Below are 16,978 nucleotides of genomic sequence, written 5' to 3' on the forward strand. Positions count from 1 at the left end.
CGTACAGCGAGTACGCATCTCCCGCCCCCGAGCCGCAGCGCGCAGTACCCCCGATGCGCATAGCAACGTAAGCAGTGGCCCCGGACCTTCTGGTCCGGGGCCACTGTCATGCACGACCTGCGGGTGCGTCAGACACTTCTGCTTGTACCTCTACTCGTACTTCTGCTCGCACTCCTGCGTGTACTCCTACTTGTGCGCCCGCACCGGAATGTCCAGGATGACCTGCGTGCCGCGCTCCGGGGCCGCCACCATGTCGAAGCTGCCCCCCAACTCGCCCTCCACCAGCGTCCGTACGATTTGCAGACCGAGGTTGCCCGAGCGGTGCGGGTCGAAGCCCTCCGGGAGGCCGACCCCGTCGTCCTGGACGGTGACCAGCAGGCGGGTCTCCTTGCTGGTGCCGCCGCGGACCGCCGAGACCTCGACCGTGCCCCGGTCGCCTTCGCGGAAGCCGTGCTCCAGCGCGTTCTGAAGGATCTCGGTGAGGACCATGGAGAGCGGGGTGGCGACCTCGGCGTCGAGTATTCCGAAGCGGCCGGTGCGGCGGCCGGTGACCTTGCCGGGCGAGATCTCGGCGACCATGGCGAGCACCCGGTCGGCGATCTCGTCGAACTCCACCCGCTCGTCCAGGTTCTGAGACAGCGTCTCATGCACGATGGCGATCGAGCCGACCCGGCGTACGGCCTCCTCCAGGGCCTCACGGCCGCGCTCCGACTCGATACGCCGGGCCTGCAGCCGCAGCAGCGCCGCCACCGTCTGAAGGTTGTTCTTGACCCGGTGGTGGATCTCCCGGATGGTCGCGTCCTTGGTGATCAACTCGCGCTCGCGGCGCCGCAGTTCAGTGACGTCACGCAGCAGGACGAGAGAACCGACCCGGGTGCCCTTCGGCTTGAGCGGGATCGCGCGCAGCTGGATCACCCCGTCGCCGCTCTCGATCTCGAACTCGCGGGGTGCCCAGCCGCTGGCGACCTTGGACAGCGCCTCGTCCACCGGACCGCGGGACGGGGCGAGTTCGGCGGTGGTCACACCGAGGTGGTGGCCCACCAGGTCGGAGGCGAGGCCGAGGCGGTGGTACGCCGACAGCGCGTTCGGGGACGCGTACTGGACGATGCCGTCGGCGTCGAGGCGGATCAGTCCGTCGCCGACCCGCGGGGAGGCGTCCATGTCGACCTGCTGACCGGAGAACGGGAAGGAGCCGGCGGCGATCATCTGGGCGAGGTCGGACGCGCTCTGGAGGTAGGTCAGCTCCAGCCGGCTCGGGGTGCGCACGGTGAGGAGATTGGTGTTGCGCGCGATGACACCGAGGACGCGCCCCTCCCGCCGTACCGGAATGGACTCGACCCGTACCGGCACCTCCTCCCGCCACTCGGGGTCGCCCTCGCGCACGATCCGGCCCTCGTCCAGCGCGGCGTCCAGCAAGGGGCGGCGGCCCCGTGGGACGAGGTGGCCGACCATGTCGTCCTGGTACGAGGTCGGGCCGGTGTTGGGCCGCATCTGCGCCACGGAGACATAGCGGGTGCCGTCGCGGGTGGGAACCCACAGCACGAGGTCGGCGAAGGAGAGGTCGGAGAGCAACTGCCACTCCGAGACCAGCAGATGCAACCACTCGAGATCGGAGTCACCGAGAGCGGTGTGCTGGCGGACGAGGTCGTTCATGGAGGGCACATGTGCGAGCGTACCTGGGGGTTTGGCCCGGCTCCGAAAACACCCGCGGGCCGCGGCGCCTGGGAGGGACCCTCAACCCTCCCGGCACCGCAGCCCGGAGCAGCAACGGCCGCGGGGTGTGCGGTCCCGGTCGGCCGAAGGAGAGGACCCGGAGCAGTCAGGGCAGAGAGCGCCGGTTCCTCGGTCCGCCTTCCTGTGCGGGGAAGGCGGATGCTTGTGCGGATCAACGCCTCGCCGTAAGCGAGGCTTCGTCGATCGAAGGCTTTACCTTCACATTGTGGACTAGACCACGTGTCGCGTCCATGCGTCGGCGGATGTTTGTTGTTGTCTCTTTATCGAACTTCCAACAGCATCCACCACGCAGACTAGCCCGGTTCGGCCCCCGGTGGGGGCCGGATCGGCTCATGGATGGGGCCGGATGGCCTCGGTCAGCGGGTCTCCGTCACCTTCGCCAGGGCGCGCGGCGCGTCCGGGTCCTGGCCGCGGGCGATGGTGACCTCGTAGGCCAGGAGCTGGAGCGGAAGGATCTCAAGGATCGGCTGGAGTTCCTCGGCCACGCCCTCGGTGGGCAGGACGAATCCGGCCGAGGCCTGTTCCACCCGGGCCCGGGGGCCGATGACGACCAGGTCGGCGCCGCGCCCGCGCAGCCGGTCGAGCACGGGCTGGAGTGCCTCGCCGCCCTTGCCGTCGGTGACGACCGCGATGACCGGGGAGATGTTGTCGACCATGGCGAGGGGGCCGTGCAGCAGATCGGCGCCGGAGTACGAGAGGGCGGGGATGTAGCTGGTCTCCATCAGCTTCAGGGCGGCTTCCTTGGCCGTGGGGTAGCCGTAGCCGCGCGAGGTGATCACCATGCGCTCGGCGAAGCGATAGCGGGAGGCGAGCGTGCGGATCTCGTCCTGGCGGGTGAGGAGGTGGGCGGCGAGATCGGGCAGCACCTTGGCCGCGGCGCCGTCGCCGCCGCGCAGGCCTTCGACGAAGAGATAGAGGGTGAGCAGGGAGGCCGTGTAGGTCTTGGTGGCGGGCAGGGCCTTCTCGGGTCCGGCCATGATGTCGAGGTGGTACTCGGAGACGGCCGCCAGCGGTGAGTCCGGGTTGTTGGTCACCGCGAGCGTGATGGCGCCGGCCTCACGGGCGGCCCGGGTCGAGGCGACCAGGTCCGGGGAGCCGCCGGACTGGCTGACGGTGATGACCAGGACGTCGGTGAGATCGGGCCGCGCGCCGTACGCCGTGGTCGTCGACATCGAGGTGAGCCCGCACGGCAGGCCCAGCTGGATCTCCAGCAGGTACTTCGCGTACAGGGCGGCGTTGTCGGAGGTGCCACGGGCGGTGAGCAGCACGAAGCGGGGTTCGCGGGCGGCGATCTGCCGGGCCGCTTCCTGGATCCGCGGCGCGCCGGCCTCCAGGATCCGGCGCAGCACGTCGGGCTGCTCGGCCATCTCCCGGGCCATGATCCGACCCGGGCGGTCGTCGTCGGTCCGGGGGTCCGGGGTAGGGGCGGGCATGGTGCCTCCTGGGGACGTTCCGGTCGTACGCGTCGACCGTGGGCCGGTGCGGGGTGGTGCACGGTGGTACGGGGTGGTGCGTGCGGTGCGGATCGCGGGGGATCGGTATCAGCATCTCATCGCCCGTGGGCAGGGCTTTATCGGGTGTGCCGCTACTCACGGAGGTGGGAAGCGGGCGTCCGGGCGGCGGGTGAGGAGGGTGGCGAGGGCCGCTCGGGAGGAGACGCCGGTTTTGCGGTAGACGCGGGACAGGTGGGTCTCGACCGTGCGGTGGCTCAGGGAGAGCCGTTCCGCGATCGCGGGGCTGGTGAGGCCCTGGGCGACCAGTTCGGCGACCTCCCGTTCACGGGCCGTGAGGGTTGCGAGGCCGCGTCCGGGCGCCTCGGCGGCCCGGGTCACCTCGGGCTGGATCAGTTCGGCCAGGCCGGTCAGCATCTGGGCGCCCCCGGCGGCGGCCAGTCGCTGTCCCCGGTGCCAGGCTGCCGCACCCCGGCGTGGGTCGGTCGGGGCGGTCGCCAGCACAGGGGCGCCGAGGAGCAGGGAGTACGCCTCCCAGAACGTGGCCCCGCTGCGGGCGCTCTCGGCGGCGGCCCCGGCGAAGAGTTCGGCCGCCGCGTTCGGGTCGCCCTGGCCCAGCGGGATGTGGGCGGCGCTGCGCAGGGCGGAGGCGCGCTGGATGGGCAGGTCGAGTTGTTCGGCCTCCTTGCGGGCCCGTTCGGCCCAGGCGTCGGCCGCGTCGTGGTCGCCCGTGGCGACGGCCGCGGTCACGAGGATCTCCAGGAACAGAGGGCGCATGGAGGGTTGAAGACCGTGCAGGCCGGGGCCGCCCGCGTGGAGCAGCGCGTCCCGGGCCCGGTCCGGGTCGCCGCCGACCAGGGCCGCGTAGCCGAGCATGCACCAGGCGATCGAGGCCCACCAGTTGCCGCCGAGGCCGGCCGCGGCCACCGCCGCCTCGGCCATGGCGAGCGGCCTGGGATCGCCTGGTGGGCAGGCGGCGATCAGCGCGTGGGCCTTGGTGCCGAGGACGAAGGCCAGCAGTTCCTCGCTGCCGATGCCGCGGGCGATGTCCTCGGCCTCCTCCGACAGCTCTACGGCCGAGGGCAGTCGGCAGACCTGGATCCGGATGTGTGCCTTGCACAGCAGCAGGTGCGGAAGGAGGTAGAGCTGTCCGCTGCGCCGGGCGATCGCCAGGCCCCGGTCGGCGTGCCGTTCGGCGTCGGCGAAGCGTTCGAGGAACGCCTCGGCCCAGCCGAGCCGGGCGAGCGGCTCGCACAGGCCGGTGAGGTCGTCGTCGGGGAGCGAGTCCACGAGAGCCCCGGCCTGGTGGGCGTAGCCGCCGGCCGCGGCCATGTCCCCCTCGTACGCCTCGCCGAGCGCGGCGACGGCCAGCGCGCACGCCTCGCCGGCCTCGTCCCCGAGGTCACGGGCCGTGGACAGGGTCCGGGCGACATCGGCCCGTACGGTCGGGTAGGAGGTGTCGTGCGGTGCGGAGGAGCCGAGTTCCAGGCCCAGCGCCACGGCGTCGGCCGGTGAGGGGCCCGGACTGCGGTGCAGTTCGCGGCGCAGGAGCGCGACCGCCTCCGAGTACCGGCCGAGATGGCGCTCCATGACGGCGCACAGCACGACCGCGGCCGTCCGCACGCCGGAGCCGTCGGCCGTGTCGAAGCCGTCGGCCGTGTCGGAGCCGTGGCGGGCGGCGCCGGTTCGGTCGGGCAGGGCGATCAGGGTGTGCAGCAGGTCGCGGCTCTCGCGGAGTTGGCCGCAGGCGCCCAGGGCGCGGGCCCGGGTCAGGGTCAGGGTCTGGCGCCGGGGAGCGTGTTCGAGTGTGTGCGGGAGATGGCGCAGCACCACGTCCAGCCAGTGTGCGCAGCTGGCGGGGGCGGTGTGGACGGCCTGTTCGGCGGCCTCGATCAGGACGGCGGCGGTCGACGGGTCCCAGCCGGACAGCGAGCGCTCGGCGTGGTGGGCCCGCTCGGCCACCGGGGCGCCCACGCGGGTCAGTTCGGCGGCGGCCAGGCCGTGGATCCGGGTGCGCAGCCAGGGGGCGATGCTCTCGTGGACGAGGCTGCGCAGGACCGGGTGCCGCAGGGCCAGCCGCCCGTCCGGGCCCGTGCGCAGCAGATCCCGCCGGACCAGCGCCGCCAGGTCGTCGGCGAGCTCGGCGTCCTCGCGGCCGGTCACGGGACCGAGCATCGAGGCCGTGGCGTGGGCGCCGAGTGCCGCGACGACCTCGGTCACGCGCAGCTGCGCGGGCGTCAGAGGGGTCAGTTCGTCGAGGAGGAGCGCTCCCAGGCCGGTCGTGGAGAGGCGGCTCAGCGGGGCTCCCTCGCGGTGCGCGTGCAGGAGGGTGAGGAGGTAGAGGGGGTTGCCCTCGCTGGCCGCGAAGAGTTCGGCGGCCTCGGTGCGCGGCAGATCGGGGGCGAGCCCTTCGACGGACTCGCGTTCGCGGAGCGGGCCCAGCTCGATGCGCCGCACCGCGCCGGTGTCCGCGCCCCTGGCGAGGGCCGCGGCGAGCGGGGCGGGGGTCTGGCGGGCGCGGCGTGCGACGACCAGGAGGACCGGGGCGCGCACGGGATGGCGTACGAGGTGGTCGAGCAGTTCCAGGGAGGCGGCGTCCGCCCAGTGCATGTCGTCGAGGACGAGCACCGTCGGCGAGGCTCCGACGTGGGCCAGCAGGGCGGCGGTGGCGCGGTGGAGGCTGAAGCGGTCGGCCAGGCGCGGGGTGGCGCCCAGGACCGGGGCGACCTCGGCGGCGGCCGGGAAGGTGGCCAGCGCGACGGGGTCGAGGTCGGTGAAGGCGTCGGTGAACGGCTGGAAGGGGATGTGGCGTTCGTACTCCGTGGCCCGGCCGCGCAGTACGGTCGACCCACGCCGCTCGGCCCGTACGCACAGCTCGTGGACCAGTCGGCTCTTGCCGATGCCCGCGTCACCGGTGAGGTCGACCACCGCGGGTCCGTGGTCCGCGCGAGTCGACCCGTCGAGTAATCCCTCGAGTCGCTCCAGCTCCGCCGCCCTGCCGACGAGGGGCGTACGGTCCCCGTCGGCCGCCCGGTCCGTCGCCATGCCCGTGTCCATCCCTCCCCCATCCCGCCGTGTGTCCCTCCCCTGCCCTTGGTGACACCCCTTGAAGATTCCTGTCGCACGGCACCGACAAACCGGCCGCGGCGGGATGCTCGCGGCGCATTGCGTGGTCGGTGTCCGTGAATCTACGGATGCCCGTTCCGGCTCGGGCGATTTGACTGGGTCTGCTCGGGGGAGGGGCGAGGGCGACGACAGGGACGGGGGAAGGCGCCGTCTGCGGGGGCGGTGCCCTGTCGTCGCCGTGGGCCTGGCCGCCGTACCCCGGCGGAGAATCGCGGACACCGCCATCGCCGATGCGTCGAGGAGCCGATGCGTCGATGCGTCGATGCGTCCAGGAGCCGATGCCTCCAGGAGCCGATGCCTCCAGGACCCGGCGACGGGCCGTGGGTGGGACACCTTTGCTAGATTGGTCTACACCACATGTGTTCCCTCACGGTTCCCGGCGAGCCCCTCTCCAGATCGGCAGGCCCAGCGTGGAAGTTGTCATCGTTCCCGATGCCAAGGCGGGCGGCGAGCTGATCGCCGAGGCCATGGCGGAGCTGCTCCGGCGCAAGCCCGACGCTCTGCTCGGCGTGGCCACCGGCTCGACACCGCTGCCCATCTACCAGGCACTGGCGGCGAAGGTGGGCTCCGGTGCCGTGGACGCCTCGCGGGCGCGGGTCGCCCAGCTCGACGAGTACGTGGGGCTGCCGGCCGAGCACCCCGAGTCGTACCGGTCGGTGCTGCGGCGCGAGGTGCTCGAACCGCTGGGGTTGGGCATGGACGCGTTCATGGGCCCGGACGGCACCGCCGACGACGTCCAGGTCGCGTGCGAGGCGTACGACAAGACGCTGGCCGCGGCCGGTGGCGTCGACCTCCAGCTGCTCGGGATCGGCACCGACGGACACATCGGGTTCAACGAGCCCTGTTCCTCGCTCGCCTCCCGGACCCGGATCAAGACGCTGACCGAGCAGACCCGGGTCGACAACGCGCGGTTCTTCGGGGGCGACATCGAGCAGGTGCCGCATCACGTCATCACCCAGGGCATCGGCACGATCCTGGAGGCGCGGCATCTCGTCCTGCTGGCCACGGGTGAGGGCAAGGCGGACGCGGTCGCGGCGACCGTGGAGGGGCCGGTGGCCGCGGTGTGCCCCGCCTCGGCGCTCCAGCTGCACCCGCACGCCACGGTCGTCGTGGACGAGGCCGCCGCCTCCGAGCTGAATCTGGCGGACTACTTCCGGCACACGTTCGCGAACAAGCCGGACTGGCAGGGGATCTGACCGACCCCGAGGGCGCGAAGAGAAGCGCGAAGGGGAAGAAGGAAACAAGGAAGGTGCCGGCCCCTGGGGTCCGGCACCTTCCTTGTCTTGCGTCTCGCAGGCCGTCACTCGCCCGCGATGACCTCCGCCGCCGCCCGCCCGCACACCCTCGCCGCGCCGTGCGTGGCGATATGGAGGGCGCCCCGGGGCGGGGCCTGGGGGATGCCCATCTCGACCACGATCGTGTCGGGGCGTTCCCGCAACAGTGTGTCCAGGGCGGTCGCCATCCAGGGGTGCCGGTGTTCGTCGCGGACGACGGCGACCACGCGGCGGCTGCCCGCGGCGGCCAGGGCCGCCGTTGCCGCCCCCTCCCCCGCGAAGCTGCCCGTCTCCGTGCCGGGCAGCAGCCGGGCCAGTTCCGCGGCCACGCCCCAGGGGGTCTCGTCACCGACGGCGATGTTCGCCACCGGGGTGAAAGCGGCGACGAACGGCGCTGCGCCCACCGGCTCGTACGACGGCGCGCGTGTCACCGTCAGCGCGCGTCGGGCGGCGACGAGCCCCACGTCGGCCGGCTCCCGTTCGGCGGCCTGCGGGGCCGCGGAGGCCGCCGCCGTCCAACGGGCCAGCGCCCGTACCCGCTCCGCCGCGTCCACGAGGCGCTCCTCGGAGAGTTCACCGGTGCGCACCGCCGTGACGAGGGCGTCGCGCAGACGCCGTACCGTCTCGTCGTCCGCGAGCCCGCCGCCCACGCAGATCGCGTCCGCGCCGGCCGCGATGGCGAGGACGCTGCCCCGCTCGATGCCGTACGTCCCGGCGATCGCCTGCATCTCCATGCCGTCGGTGACGATGAGGCCGTCGTAGCCGAGTTCCTCGCGCAGCAGGCCGGTGAGGACGCGGCGGGAGAGGGTGGCCGGGCGGTCCGGGTCCAGCGCCGGGACCAGGATGTGCGCGCTCATCACGGCGCGCGTGCCCGCGGCGATCGCGGCCCGGAACGGGGCGAGTTCGCGGGCCTCGATGACCGACAGCTCGGCGTCGATGCGCGGCAGCGCGTGGTGCGAGTCCACCGCCGTGTCGCCGTGGCCGGGGAAGTGCTTGGTGCAGGCCGCGACGCCCGCGGACTGGAGCCCGGTGACGTAGGCGGCCGTGTGCCGGGCCACCAGGTCGGTGTCGGCGCCGAAGGACCGTACGCCGATGACCGGGTTGTCGGGGTTGGAGTTCACGTCGGCGGAGGGGGCCCAGTTCAGGTTCACCCCGCAGGCGGCGAGGCGGTGGCCGAGTGCCGAGGCCACCTCCCGCGTCAGCTCCACGTCGTCGACCGCGCCCAGCGCGTGGTTGCCGGGGTAGGAGGAGCCGGCGCGGACCTCCAGGCGGGTGACGTCGCCGCCCTCCTCGTCGATGGCGACCAGGACGTCGTCGCGCTCCGCGCGCAACTGGGCCGTCAGGGCCGCCAGTTGTCCGGGCGAGGCGATGTTCCGGCCGAACAGGCCGACGGCGGCGAGCCCTTCGCCGAGGCGGCGCAGCAGCCAGTCGGGGGCGGTGGTTCCGGTGAAGCCGGGCTGGAGGACGGTGAGCGCGTCGCGCGCCAGGCCGTTCTTGTCGGAAGAGGACGCGGTCGTACCACTGGCGAGTGTCGTCATCGGGTGGCGTTATCCCTTCACGGCGCCCGCGGTCAGCCCCGCGGCCATCTTGCGCTGGACGATGAGGAAGAGTACGACGATCGGCACGGCCATCATCGTGGCGCCGGCCATCATCGGGGCGTACTCGGTGCCGTGCTTGGTGGTGAAGTTGCCGAGCCAGACGGTGGCGGTCTGGTGCTCCTGGCTCATGAGCATCAGGGCGTAGATGTACTCGTTCCAGGCCTGGATGAACGCGTACACGGACGTGGCGACCATGCCGGGCGCGAGCAGCGGGAAGACCACCCGTATGAAGGCTCCGGTGCGCGAGCAGCCGTCGACCATGGCCGCCTCCTCCAGCTCCTTCGGGATGTTGACGATGAAGCCGCGCAGCGTCCACATCGTGAAGGGGAGGACGAAGGTCAGGTACGTGATGATCAGGCCGGAGAGCTTGTCGTACTGGTCAAGGTCGTTGAGCAGCAGGAAGACCGGGATGATCATGGAGACCAGCGGGACCATCTGGACCGCGAGGATGCCGACGATCACGATCTTGCGGCCGCGGAAGGCGAAGCGCGAGATGGCCAGCGCGGCCAGCATCCCCACCACGACGGCGATCACGACGACCGACAGGGAGACGATCAGGCTGCGGCCGACGGGGCCCCAGAAGTCCGCGATGTCGAGGGCCCGACGGAAGTTGTCGAGCGTGAGCGCCGTGGGGAACAGGCTCGGGTCCGGGTCGATGGCGTCCTTCGCCGGCTTGAACGCCGTGTTCAGCATCCAGTAGACGGGGAAACCCGCGGTGACGAAGACGAGGAGGCCGAGGAGGTTCCAGCCGAGCTTGGACTTCCCCCGGCGCCGGCCCGTCGTGGCGAGGGTGCTCATTCGACCTCTCCGATCTTCAGCATCTGACGCATGTACACGGCGACCACGCCCAGCAGCAGCAGCACGGTCAGCAGGGCGATCGCCGACCCCTGCCCGTAGTCGTTGACGACGAAGGCGCGGTCGTACGAGTAGGTGGTGAGGAGTTGGAACTCCGCCTCCGGGTGGCCGCCCCGCATCACGAAGACCTGCGGGAAGACGCCCATGTCCCAGATGACGGAGAGCGTCGTGAGCATCACGACGATGGGCTTGAGGACCGGGAGCGTGACGTAACGGAAGACGCCCCACGCGCCGGCGCCGTCCAGCCGGGCCGCCTCCTCCAGTTCGCTCGGCACCTGGGTCAGCCCCGCGCTGAGCGTGATGACGACGAACGGCACCGCGCCCCACACCACCAGGAGCATGATCACGGCCAGGCCCTGGGGGCCGCTGGCGAACCAGTTGTGGCCGATCATGTCGACGCCCGGCAGCTTGCTCAGCAGCGCGTTGAAGACGCCGTAGTCGGAGTCGAAGAGCCACTTGAAGACGGTGGTGGCCACGATGATGGGCATGCCCCAGGTGGCCACGAGCGCGATGTTGATCAGCGTCTTCACCCAGCCCGAGACGCGCTGGAGGAGCAGCGCGATCAGCATGCCGAGGACCATCGTGAAGACGACGGACCCGACGGCGAAGACGATCGTGCGGATGACGACCGTCCAGAACTCGCTGTCGCCCAGCACCTTGCTGAAGTTGTCGAAGCCGACCGACTCGGCCGGCTGGAAGCCCCAGAGCTGGGACTGCCCGAACTTCTGGAAGGAGAGGGTGACCAGGCGGACCAGGGGATAGCCCATGACCAGCGCGAGAATCAGCAGACAGGGTGCGAGCAGGGCCCAGGGGACCGCCGCCCCGCCCGAGGTCCGCCTTCTGCGTGGCGCCTTGGGAACGGCCGGTGGCGGTGCCTGCCGCGGCGGCGGCACCTTGGCGGGGGTGGTCGTGTCTGCGGCACTCATCGCGCGCTCCTCAGCGGTCCCTCAGGTCGTACGTGGTCGAAGCCCCGCACGGGGTCGTACGCGGGGCAGGCCCCGCACGGTCGAACACAGGCGCAACACGCCCGGGCCGTACGCGGCCGGCGCCTCGCACGGTCGTACGCGGCCGGGGCCTCGCACGGTCGTACGCGGCCCGCCTCCGCACGGTCTGCGCGAGGGCGGACCCTCGCGGTCGTACACAGTCCGAGCCCCGCGCCGGTTCGCGCACGGGCCGGCACCACGCAGGTCATGCACGGTGGCGGGCCCCGGCGTCCTGCACGGGTCGCTCGCCGGGCGGGCCCTGTCGGTCCTGCGCGAGCGGCACCGCCCGGTTCTGCTCGGTTGGAGTCCGGCGCGGGTCGTGCACGGTCCGAATCCGTGCGGTCGGTTCCGGCCGGGGCCGCCCGGCTCGTACGCGGCGGCCCGGCCTCGCACGGTCGTGGCCGGGGCCCCGCGCAGTCGTACGTCGCCGCGGCCCGCGTGGTCGTGCGGGAAGCGACAGGAACCTGGCCCGAAGGGCCTCGGCAGGCACGCCCGAGAACATCCCGGGATCGCCCCGGACGTACTCGGACGTGCCCTGGAGGCACACCCTGGACGCACCCCGGGCGAAGCCCAGGACGTGCCCCGGGGTCCCACCCCCCCCCGCGCTCACTTCACTTGGTGTTGATGACCTTGTCGATCGCGGCGTCCGCGTCCTTCGCGGCGGCCTCGACCGACTTCTTGCCGGTGCCGATGTTCTGCAGCATGGTCTGCAGGACCTGGGCCTTCTCGACCTGGCCCCAGCCGGGAGCCATCGGCACGAACCAGTTGGACTCGGCCGCGGTGGCCGGAACCACGGTCGCCGGGTCGTTCTTGAGGGTGGCGAGGTCGGTCTTGTTGTTCGGCAGGTTGCCCTTGGCCATCAGACCCTTCTGACCGGCGGAACCCGTGAAGGCGTTGATCCACTCGGCGGCGAGCGCCTGCGCCTTGGACTTCACCGGGACGGCGAGGTCGGAACCGCCGAGGAAGACGGGGAGGTTCTTGCCGGACGGGCCGGGCATCACGAAGTTCTCGAGGTTGCCCTTGAGCTTGCCGGTCTTGTCGTTCTTCGGGTCCTCGGAGGTCGCACCCTCCCACGCGGCGCCGAAGATCATGGCGGACTTGCCCTGGCCGTAGACGATGTAGCGGTCGGACTCGTCCTTGGTCTTGTCGCCGTGCATGTACTTGTCGACGATGGTCTTCCAGTCGTTGAGTCCCTTGATGGACTCCGGGGACGACAGGTTGGCCTTCCACTGGCCGCCGTCCTCCTTGGCGATGGAGCCGCCGGCGTCGTAGACGAAGGACATCGCGGCGTACCAGTCACGCGTCGGCTGGTACCAGGCGCTGAACTTGCTCCCCTCCTTCTTCTGGATCTTGTCCAGGTCGGAGATGAGCTCGGTGTACGTCTTCGGTGGCGTCTTGACGCCGACCGAAGCCGCCACGTCCTTGCGCCAGTTGCCGACGCGGCCACCGGCGTAGTACGGCACGCCGTAGGTCTTGCCGTCGTAGGTGACGGAGGCCTTCAGGCCGTCCAGCCACGCGGCCGAGTTGTCGAGCTTCGACGCGTCGATGGGAGCGAAGGCGCCCTTGACCATGTAGCCGAGCATCTCGGTGTTGCCCATCTCGACCACGTCGGGGGCCTTGTCGGTGGCGAGGACCGCGTCGAGCTTGGTGTTCTTGTCCGGCCAGCCGTAGTACTCGTGGTTGATCTTGACGCCCGGGTGCGCCTTCTGCACCGCCGCGTCGGCGGCCTTCACCAGCTCGGGCCAGTTGTTCTGCGCGTCCACCGTGAGCCAGACGGTCAGTGCCTTCGCGTCCGCGCCCTTGTCCGACCCCCCGGACTTGTTGTCGCTGCTCCCGCACGCCGCGATGGAGACCATCATGCCCGCGATACCGATCGCGGCTGCCAGCTTCCGCTTCACGCCACCCTCCTCAGGGATGCCATAAACCCCCCTGCCCACCGCGGTGACACTTGCCGAAGCGCTGCCGAGTACTGCCCGTGGGACTGGGACTGGACCAATGGTGTAGACCAGTACGGGGAGCTTGGCCTAGACCTAGAGGGGTGTCAAGGGTGTGTAAGCCCGACTGGTCGTCCGTTATGGGACCTACATATGCAAGGACCTTTAAGTAGGTAAGTGACATAAACGGCGAGGCCGTTCACCGGCCTCGTGCGCCTCCCGGCCACCCCGAGTCGGCGATATGGACTAGACCAACGGGTACGCCGACGGTATATAGAGGGGATCACGGAGCGTGCGGGGGGACACTCACACACGAAGCCGTGCCACGATGTGAGCCGTGACCGGCGGGATGTCGGTCGCTTCGGCACCCGGAGCCGGGAAGGCAGAGCATGAGCACCGACGTCAGCAGTGCGGAGAACGAGGGTGGGGCCCCCATCCGTACCGCGCGCGTGCCCAAGTACTACCGCCTCAAGAAGCACCTGCTCGATATGACGGAGACACTGCCGCCCGGCACGCCGGTACCGCCCGAGCGCACCCTCGCCGCCGAGTTCGACACCTCGCGCACCACCGTGCGCCAGGCCCTCCAGGAACTGGTCGTCGAGGGCCGCCTCGAACGCATCCAGGGCAAGGGCACCTTCGTCGCCAAGCCCAAGGTCTCCCAGGCGCTCCAACTCACCTCGTACACCGAGGACATGCGCGCCCAGGGCCTCGAACCGACCTCGCAGCTGCTGGACATCGGCTACATCACCGCCGACGACACCCTCGCCGGGCTGCTCGAGATCTCGGCCGGCGGCCGGGTGCTGCGCATCGAGCGACTGCGGCTGGCGAGCGGCGAGCCGATGGCGATCGAGACGACGCACCTGTCCGCCAAGCGCTTCCCCGCACTGCGCCGGTCGCTGGTCAAGTACACCTCGCTGTACACGGCGCTCGCGGAGGTGTACGACGTCCACCTGGCGGAGGCCGAGGAGACCATCGAGACGTCGCTGGCCACCCCGCGCGAGGCGGGCCTGCTCGGCACGGACGTGGGCCTGCCGATGCTGATGCTTTCCCGGCATTCACTGGACCGGGAGGGGAAGCCGGTGGAATGGGTACGGTCCGTCTACCGCGGAGACCGCTACAAGTTCGTGGCGAGGCTGAGCCGCCCGAATCCCTGAGGTCAAGGCGAGTTCGTATTTTTCTCGCGCATGACGTCCGGCCGACTCGGGGAAATTCGCCGCGAGACTCGTCGGCAGAAGTCAAGCAGATGCGCCGGTAATGCCGGAGCCGGCTTTACTGGCGCATCCGTCGCGTGCGCGAATCGACAGCTCACCAGCCCGCCGAGCCGCCCTCTCGCGATCTGACCGGGCGGTGACGTACGCGTGGCGCCGCAGGTGTCCGCGTAGAGGGTGCCACCGTCTTCGAGACAGACGTGGAATTCAACCAGAGCGCCTGACCCCCGCCACAGTCCCCGCTGCTGACGGACCGCTCCTCCACCACGCCCCTGCCGTCCTTGCGGTTGTCCCTCAGGCCGGACATCTCGCCGTCCGGCCCGAAGCAGGCTTCGCCGTCGCCCCGCTCGGGACCCCAAGTGGCCGCCTCGGTGTATGCGTACTCACGAGCCGTCGACGCCCAGGCGGGTGAGGTCGACGAAACGGCGACACCGGGTACGCCCACACCACCCTTCACTCCGGGGCAAGCGAATTTCACAGAAAGCCCACGGACCCACAACTCGAGCCAACATGCATCGGACCACGGCGGGGCAAGAGAAATCGGGAATCCGGACTTCCGCAAATATCGTGCGCAATTCGGGAAGCCCGTCGGCTCCACCGGATTCGGAATGCGGTGATCATGAATGATTTGCGCGACCACGGACCGATTGCCCGGCTCTGCCGGGAAAGTGGTGCCCGCCCCCGCACACGGCGGTTCGAACCACCGTCATCCGGACCCTCGTCGCGCCGATCAGCCCTGTGCGGACCGATATGCGGGCAAGGGGTTCCGCTGGGCTGACACCGTCGCCTAGATTGCCTGCGCATTGCACAGGTGAACAGCGAGGGGACGGAGCCGCCGTATGTCAGACGTGTCAGACGTGTCAGACGCGCCGAAGGTCGAACCGCCGGTGGTGACACCGATCCGGGTGGTCATCGCCCTGTGCCTGATAGCCCCGTTCGTGGCGATGCTGTGGGTCGGCTCCTACGCCAAGACCGACCCGGCGTTCATCGGCATCCCGTTCTTCTACTGGTACCAGATGCTGTGGGTGCTCGTCTCCACGGCGCTCACCGTGACCGCGTACCAGCTGTGGCAGCGTGACCAGCGCGCCCGCGCGTCCCAGGGCGGGGGTGCGGCGAAGTGAAGGACGGCGTGAACGGCGTCGCGCTCGGCGTCTTCATCTTCTTCTTCCTGGCCGTCACGGTCATGGGCTTCCTGGCCGCGCGCTGGCGCAGGGCGGACGACGAGCACAGCCTCGACGAATGGGGCCTGGGCGGACGGTCGTTCGGTACCTGGGTCACCTGGTTCCTGCTCGGCGGCGACCTCTACACGGCGTACACCTTCGTGGCCGTACCGGCGGCGATCTACGCGGCGGGCGCGGCCGGCTTCTTCGCCGTTCCGTACACGATCCTCGTCTACCCGCTGATCTTCACGTTCCTCCCCCGCCTGTGGTCGGTCTCCCACAAGCACGGGTACGTGACGACCTCCGACTTCGTGCGCGGGCGCTTCGGTTCGAAGGGCCTGTCCCTCGCCGTGGCCGTGACCGGCATCCTCGCCACCATGCCGTACATCGCGCTCCAGCTGGTCGGCATCCAGGCCGTCCTGGACGTGATGGGCGTGGGCGGCGGCGAGAACACCAACTGGTTCGTGAAGGACCTTCCGCTCCTCATCGCGTTCGGCGTGCTGGCCGCGTACACCTACTCCTCGGGGCTGCGGGCGCCCGCCCTGATCGCGTTCGTGAAGGACACCTTGATCTACATCGTGATCGCGGTGGCCATCATCTACATCCCGATCAAGCTGGGCGGGTTCGACGAGATCTTCAAGGCGGCGAGCGACAAGTACACGGCGGCGGGGGCGGGCGGGCTCGTGCCCGCCGAAGCGGGCCAGTGGACGTACGCCACGCTCGCGCTCGGGTCGGCCCTCGCGCTGTTCATGTACCCGCACTCGATCACGGCGACGCTCTCCAGCCGCAGCCGTGAGGTGATCCGCCGCAACACCACGATCCTTCCTCTCTACTCCCTGATGCTGGGGCTGCTCGCCCTGCTCGGGTTCATGGCGATCGCGGCCGGGGTCAAGGTCACCAACGGCCAGCTCGCCATCCCCCAGCTCTTCGAGAACATGTTCCCGGACTGGTTCGCGGGGGTGGCCTTCGCGGCGATCGGCATCGGAGCGCTCGTGCCGGCGGCCATCATGTCCATCGCGGCCGCGAACCTCTTCACCCGCAACATCTACAAGGACTTCATCAAGCCGGACGCGACCCCGCAACAGGAGACCAGGGTCTCCAAGCTGGTGTCACTGCTGGTGAAGGTGGGCGCGCTGGTCTTCGTCCTGACGATGGACAAGACCGTCGCGATCAACTTCCAGCTCCTGGGCGGCATCTGGATCCTCCAGACCTTCCCGGCGCTGGTCGGTGGCCTGTTCACCCGCTGGTTCCACCGCTGGGCGCTGCTCGGGGGCTGGGCGGTGGGCATGCTGTACGGCACGCTCGCCGCGTACGGGGTCGCCTCTCCCACCCAGAAGCACTTCGGCGGCAGTTCGAAGGAGATCCCGGGCATCGGGGAGATCGGCTACATCGGTCTGACGGCCTTCGTCCTGAACGCCGTGGTCAGCGTCGTCCTCACCTTCGCCCTCCGCGCCTTCAACGCGCCCGACGGCGTCGACGAGACGTCTCCGGAGGACTACACGGCGGACGCGGGCGACCCGGGCGTCGAGGCGGAACTTCCCCCGGCCACGGCCGGTTCCACCCACTGAGCCCGGGGGCTTCGCCCCCAGGCCCCCGGGTTCGTGCGTTGGCTGCGGGACGGCGGGGGCCGGCCGCGCAGATCCCCGCGCCCCAAA

11 protein-coding genes are annotated in these 16,978 nt (G+C 70.6%); 4 read left to right on the plus strand and 7 right to left on the minus strand.

Features of this window, described 5'->3' with window-relative positions:
* Positions 1-186 precede the first annotated feature (186 nt).
* The 3 genes from ABZ656_RS39240 to ABZ656_RS39250 form a co-directional block, all read right to left on the minus strand.
* Entirely contained in the window at positions 187-1,653 is a 1,467-nt protein-coding gene (locus ABZ656_RS39240) for a PAS domain-containing sensor histidine kinase (protein WP_101400579.1), read from the minus strand.
* A 437-nt stretch (positions 1,654-2,090) separates the two neighbouring features.
* Positions 2,091-3,167: an SIS domain-containing protein gene (locus ABZ656_RS39245; protein ID WP_101400578.1), complete on the minus strand. Its 1,077-nt coding sequence runs from the start codon at positions 3,165-3,167 to the stop codon at positions 2,091-2,093.
* Between the two features lie 156 nt (positions 3,168-3,323).
* Positions 3,324-6,230 (minus strand): AAA family ATPase, encoded by a 2,907-nt coding sequence (locus tag ABZ656_RS39250; RefSeq protein WP_360274763.1) that lies wholly within the window; start codon positions 6,228-6,230, stop codon positions 3,324-3,326.
* Positions 6,231-6,721: 491 nt separating this feature from the next.
* Between ABZ656_RS39250 and nagB the strand changes: the two genes are divergently transcribed.
* Positions 6,722-7,507 carry a glucosamine-6-phosphate deaminase gene (gene nagB, locus ABZ656_RS39255; protein WP_360274766.1) on the plus strand — a complete coding sequence of 262 codons (786 nt, stop codon included), beginning with the start codon at positions 6,722-6,724 and terminating at the stop codon, positions 7,505-7,507.
* A 104-nt stretch (positions 7,508-7,611) separates the two neighbouring features.
* Here the strand turns inward: nagB and ABZ656_RS39260 are convergent, their stop codons facing one another.
* From ABZ656_RS39260 to ABZ656_RS39275, 4 genes are all read right to left on the minus strand, one after another.
* Entirely contained in the window at positions 7,612-9,123 is a 1,512-nt protein-coding gene (locus ABZ656_RS39260) for a glycoside hydrolase family 3 protein (RefSeq protein WP_360274769.1), read from the minus strand.
* Positions 9,124-9,132: 9 nt separating this feature from the next.
* Entirely contained in the window at positions 9,133-9,981 is an 849-nt protein-coding gene (locus ABZ656_RS39265; protein ID WP_101400575.1) for a carbohydrate ABC transporter permease, read from the minus strand.
* Positions 9,978-10,964, minus strand: coding sequence for a sugar ABC transporter permease (locus tag ABZ656_RS39270; RefSeq protein WP_360274772.1), 987 nt, complete (start codon positions 10,962-10,964; stop codon positions 9,978-9,980). The genes ABZ656_RS39265 and ABZ656_RS39270 overlap by 4 nt, the downstream gene beginning before the upstream one ends.
* Before the next feature lie 668 nt (positions 10,965-11,632).
* Positions 11,633-12,919, minus strand: a complete 1,287-nt coding sequence (locus ABZ656_RS39275; protein ID WP_101400573.1) for an extracellular solute-binding protein — start codon at positions 12,917-12,919, stop codon at positions 11,633-11,635.
* A 425-nt stretch (positions 12,920-13,344) separates the two neighbouring features.
* On the opposite strand from ABZ656_RS39275, the gene ABZ656_RS39280 reads away from it, so the two are divergent.
* The 3 genes from ABZ656_RS39280 (at position 13,345) to mctP (ending at position 16,891) form a co-directional block, all read left to right on the plus strand.
* The gene (locus tag ABZ656_RS39280) at positions 13,345-14,109 is read left to right on the plus strand and encodes a GntR family transcriptional regulator (RefSeq protein WP_101400572.1); all 765 of its coding nucleotides are present in this window, start codon (positions 13,345-13,347) and stop codon (positions 14,107-14,109) included.
* Between the two features lie 893 nt (positions 14,110-15,002).
* Positions 15,003-15,284, plus strand: a complete 282-nt coding sequence (locus tag ABZ656_RS39285) for a DUF3311 domain-containing protein (RefSeq protein WP_095852672.1) — start codon at positions 15,003-15,005, stop codon at positions 15,282-15,284.
* A complete protein-coding gene (gene mctP, locus ABZ656_RS39290; RefSeq protein ID WP_168495394.1) occupies positions 15,281-16,891 on the plus strand; it encodes a monocarboxylate uptake permease MctP in 1,611 nt (536 codons plus the stop codon). The genes ABZ656_RS39285 and mctP overlap by 4 nt, the downstream gene beginning before the upstream one ends.
* Positions 16,892-16,978: the final 87 nt, after the last annotated feature.

The organism is Streptomyces sp. NPDC007095 (genome assembly GCF_040634475.1).
In the GTDB taxonomy this organism is placed as follows: Bacteria; Actinomycetota; Actinomycetes; order Streptomycetales; family Streptomycetaceae; genus Streptomyces.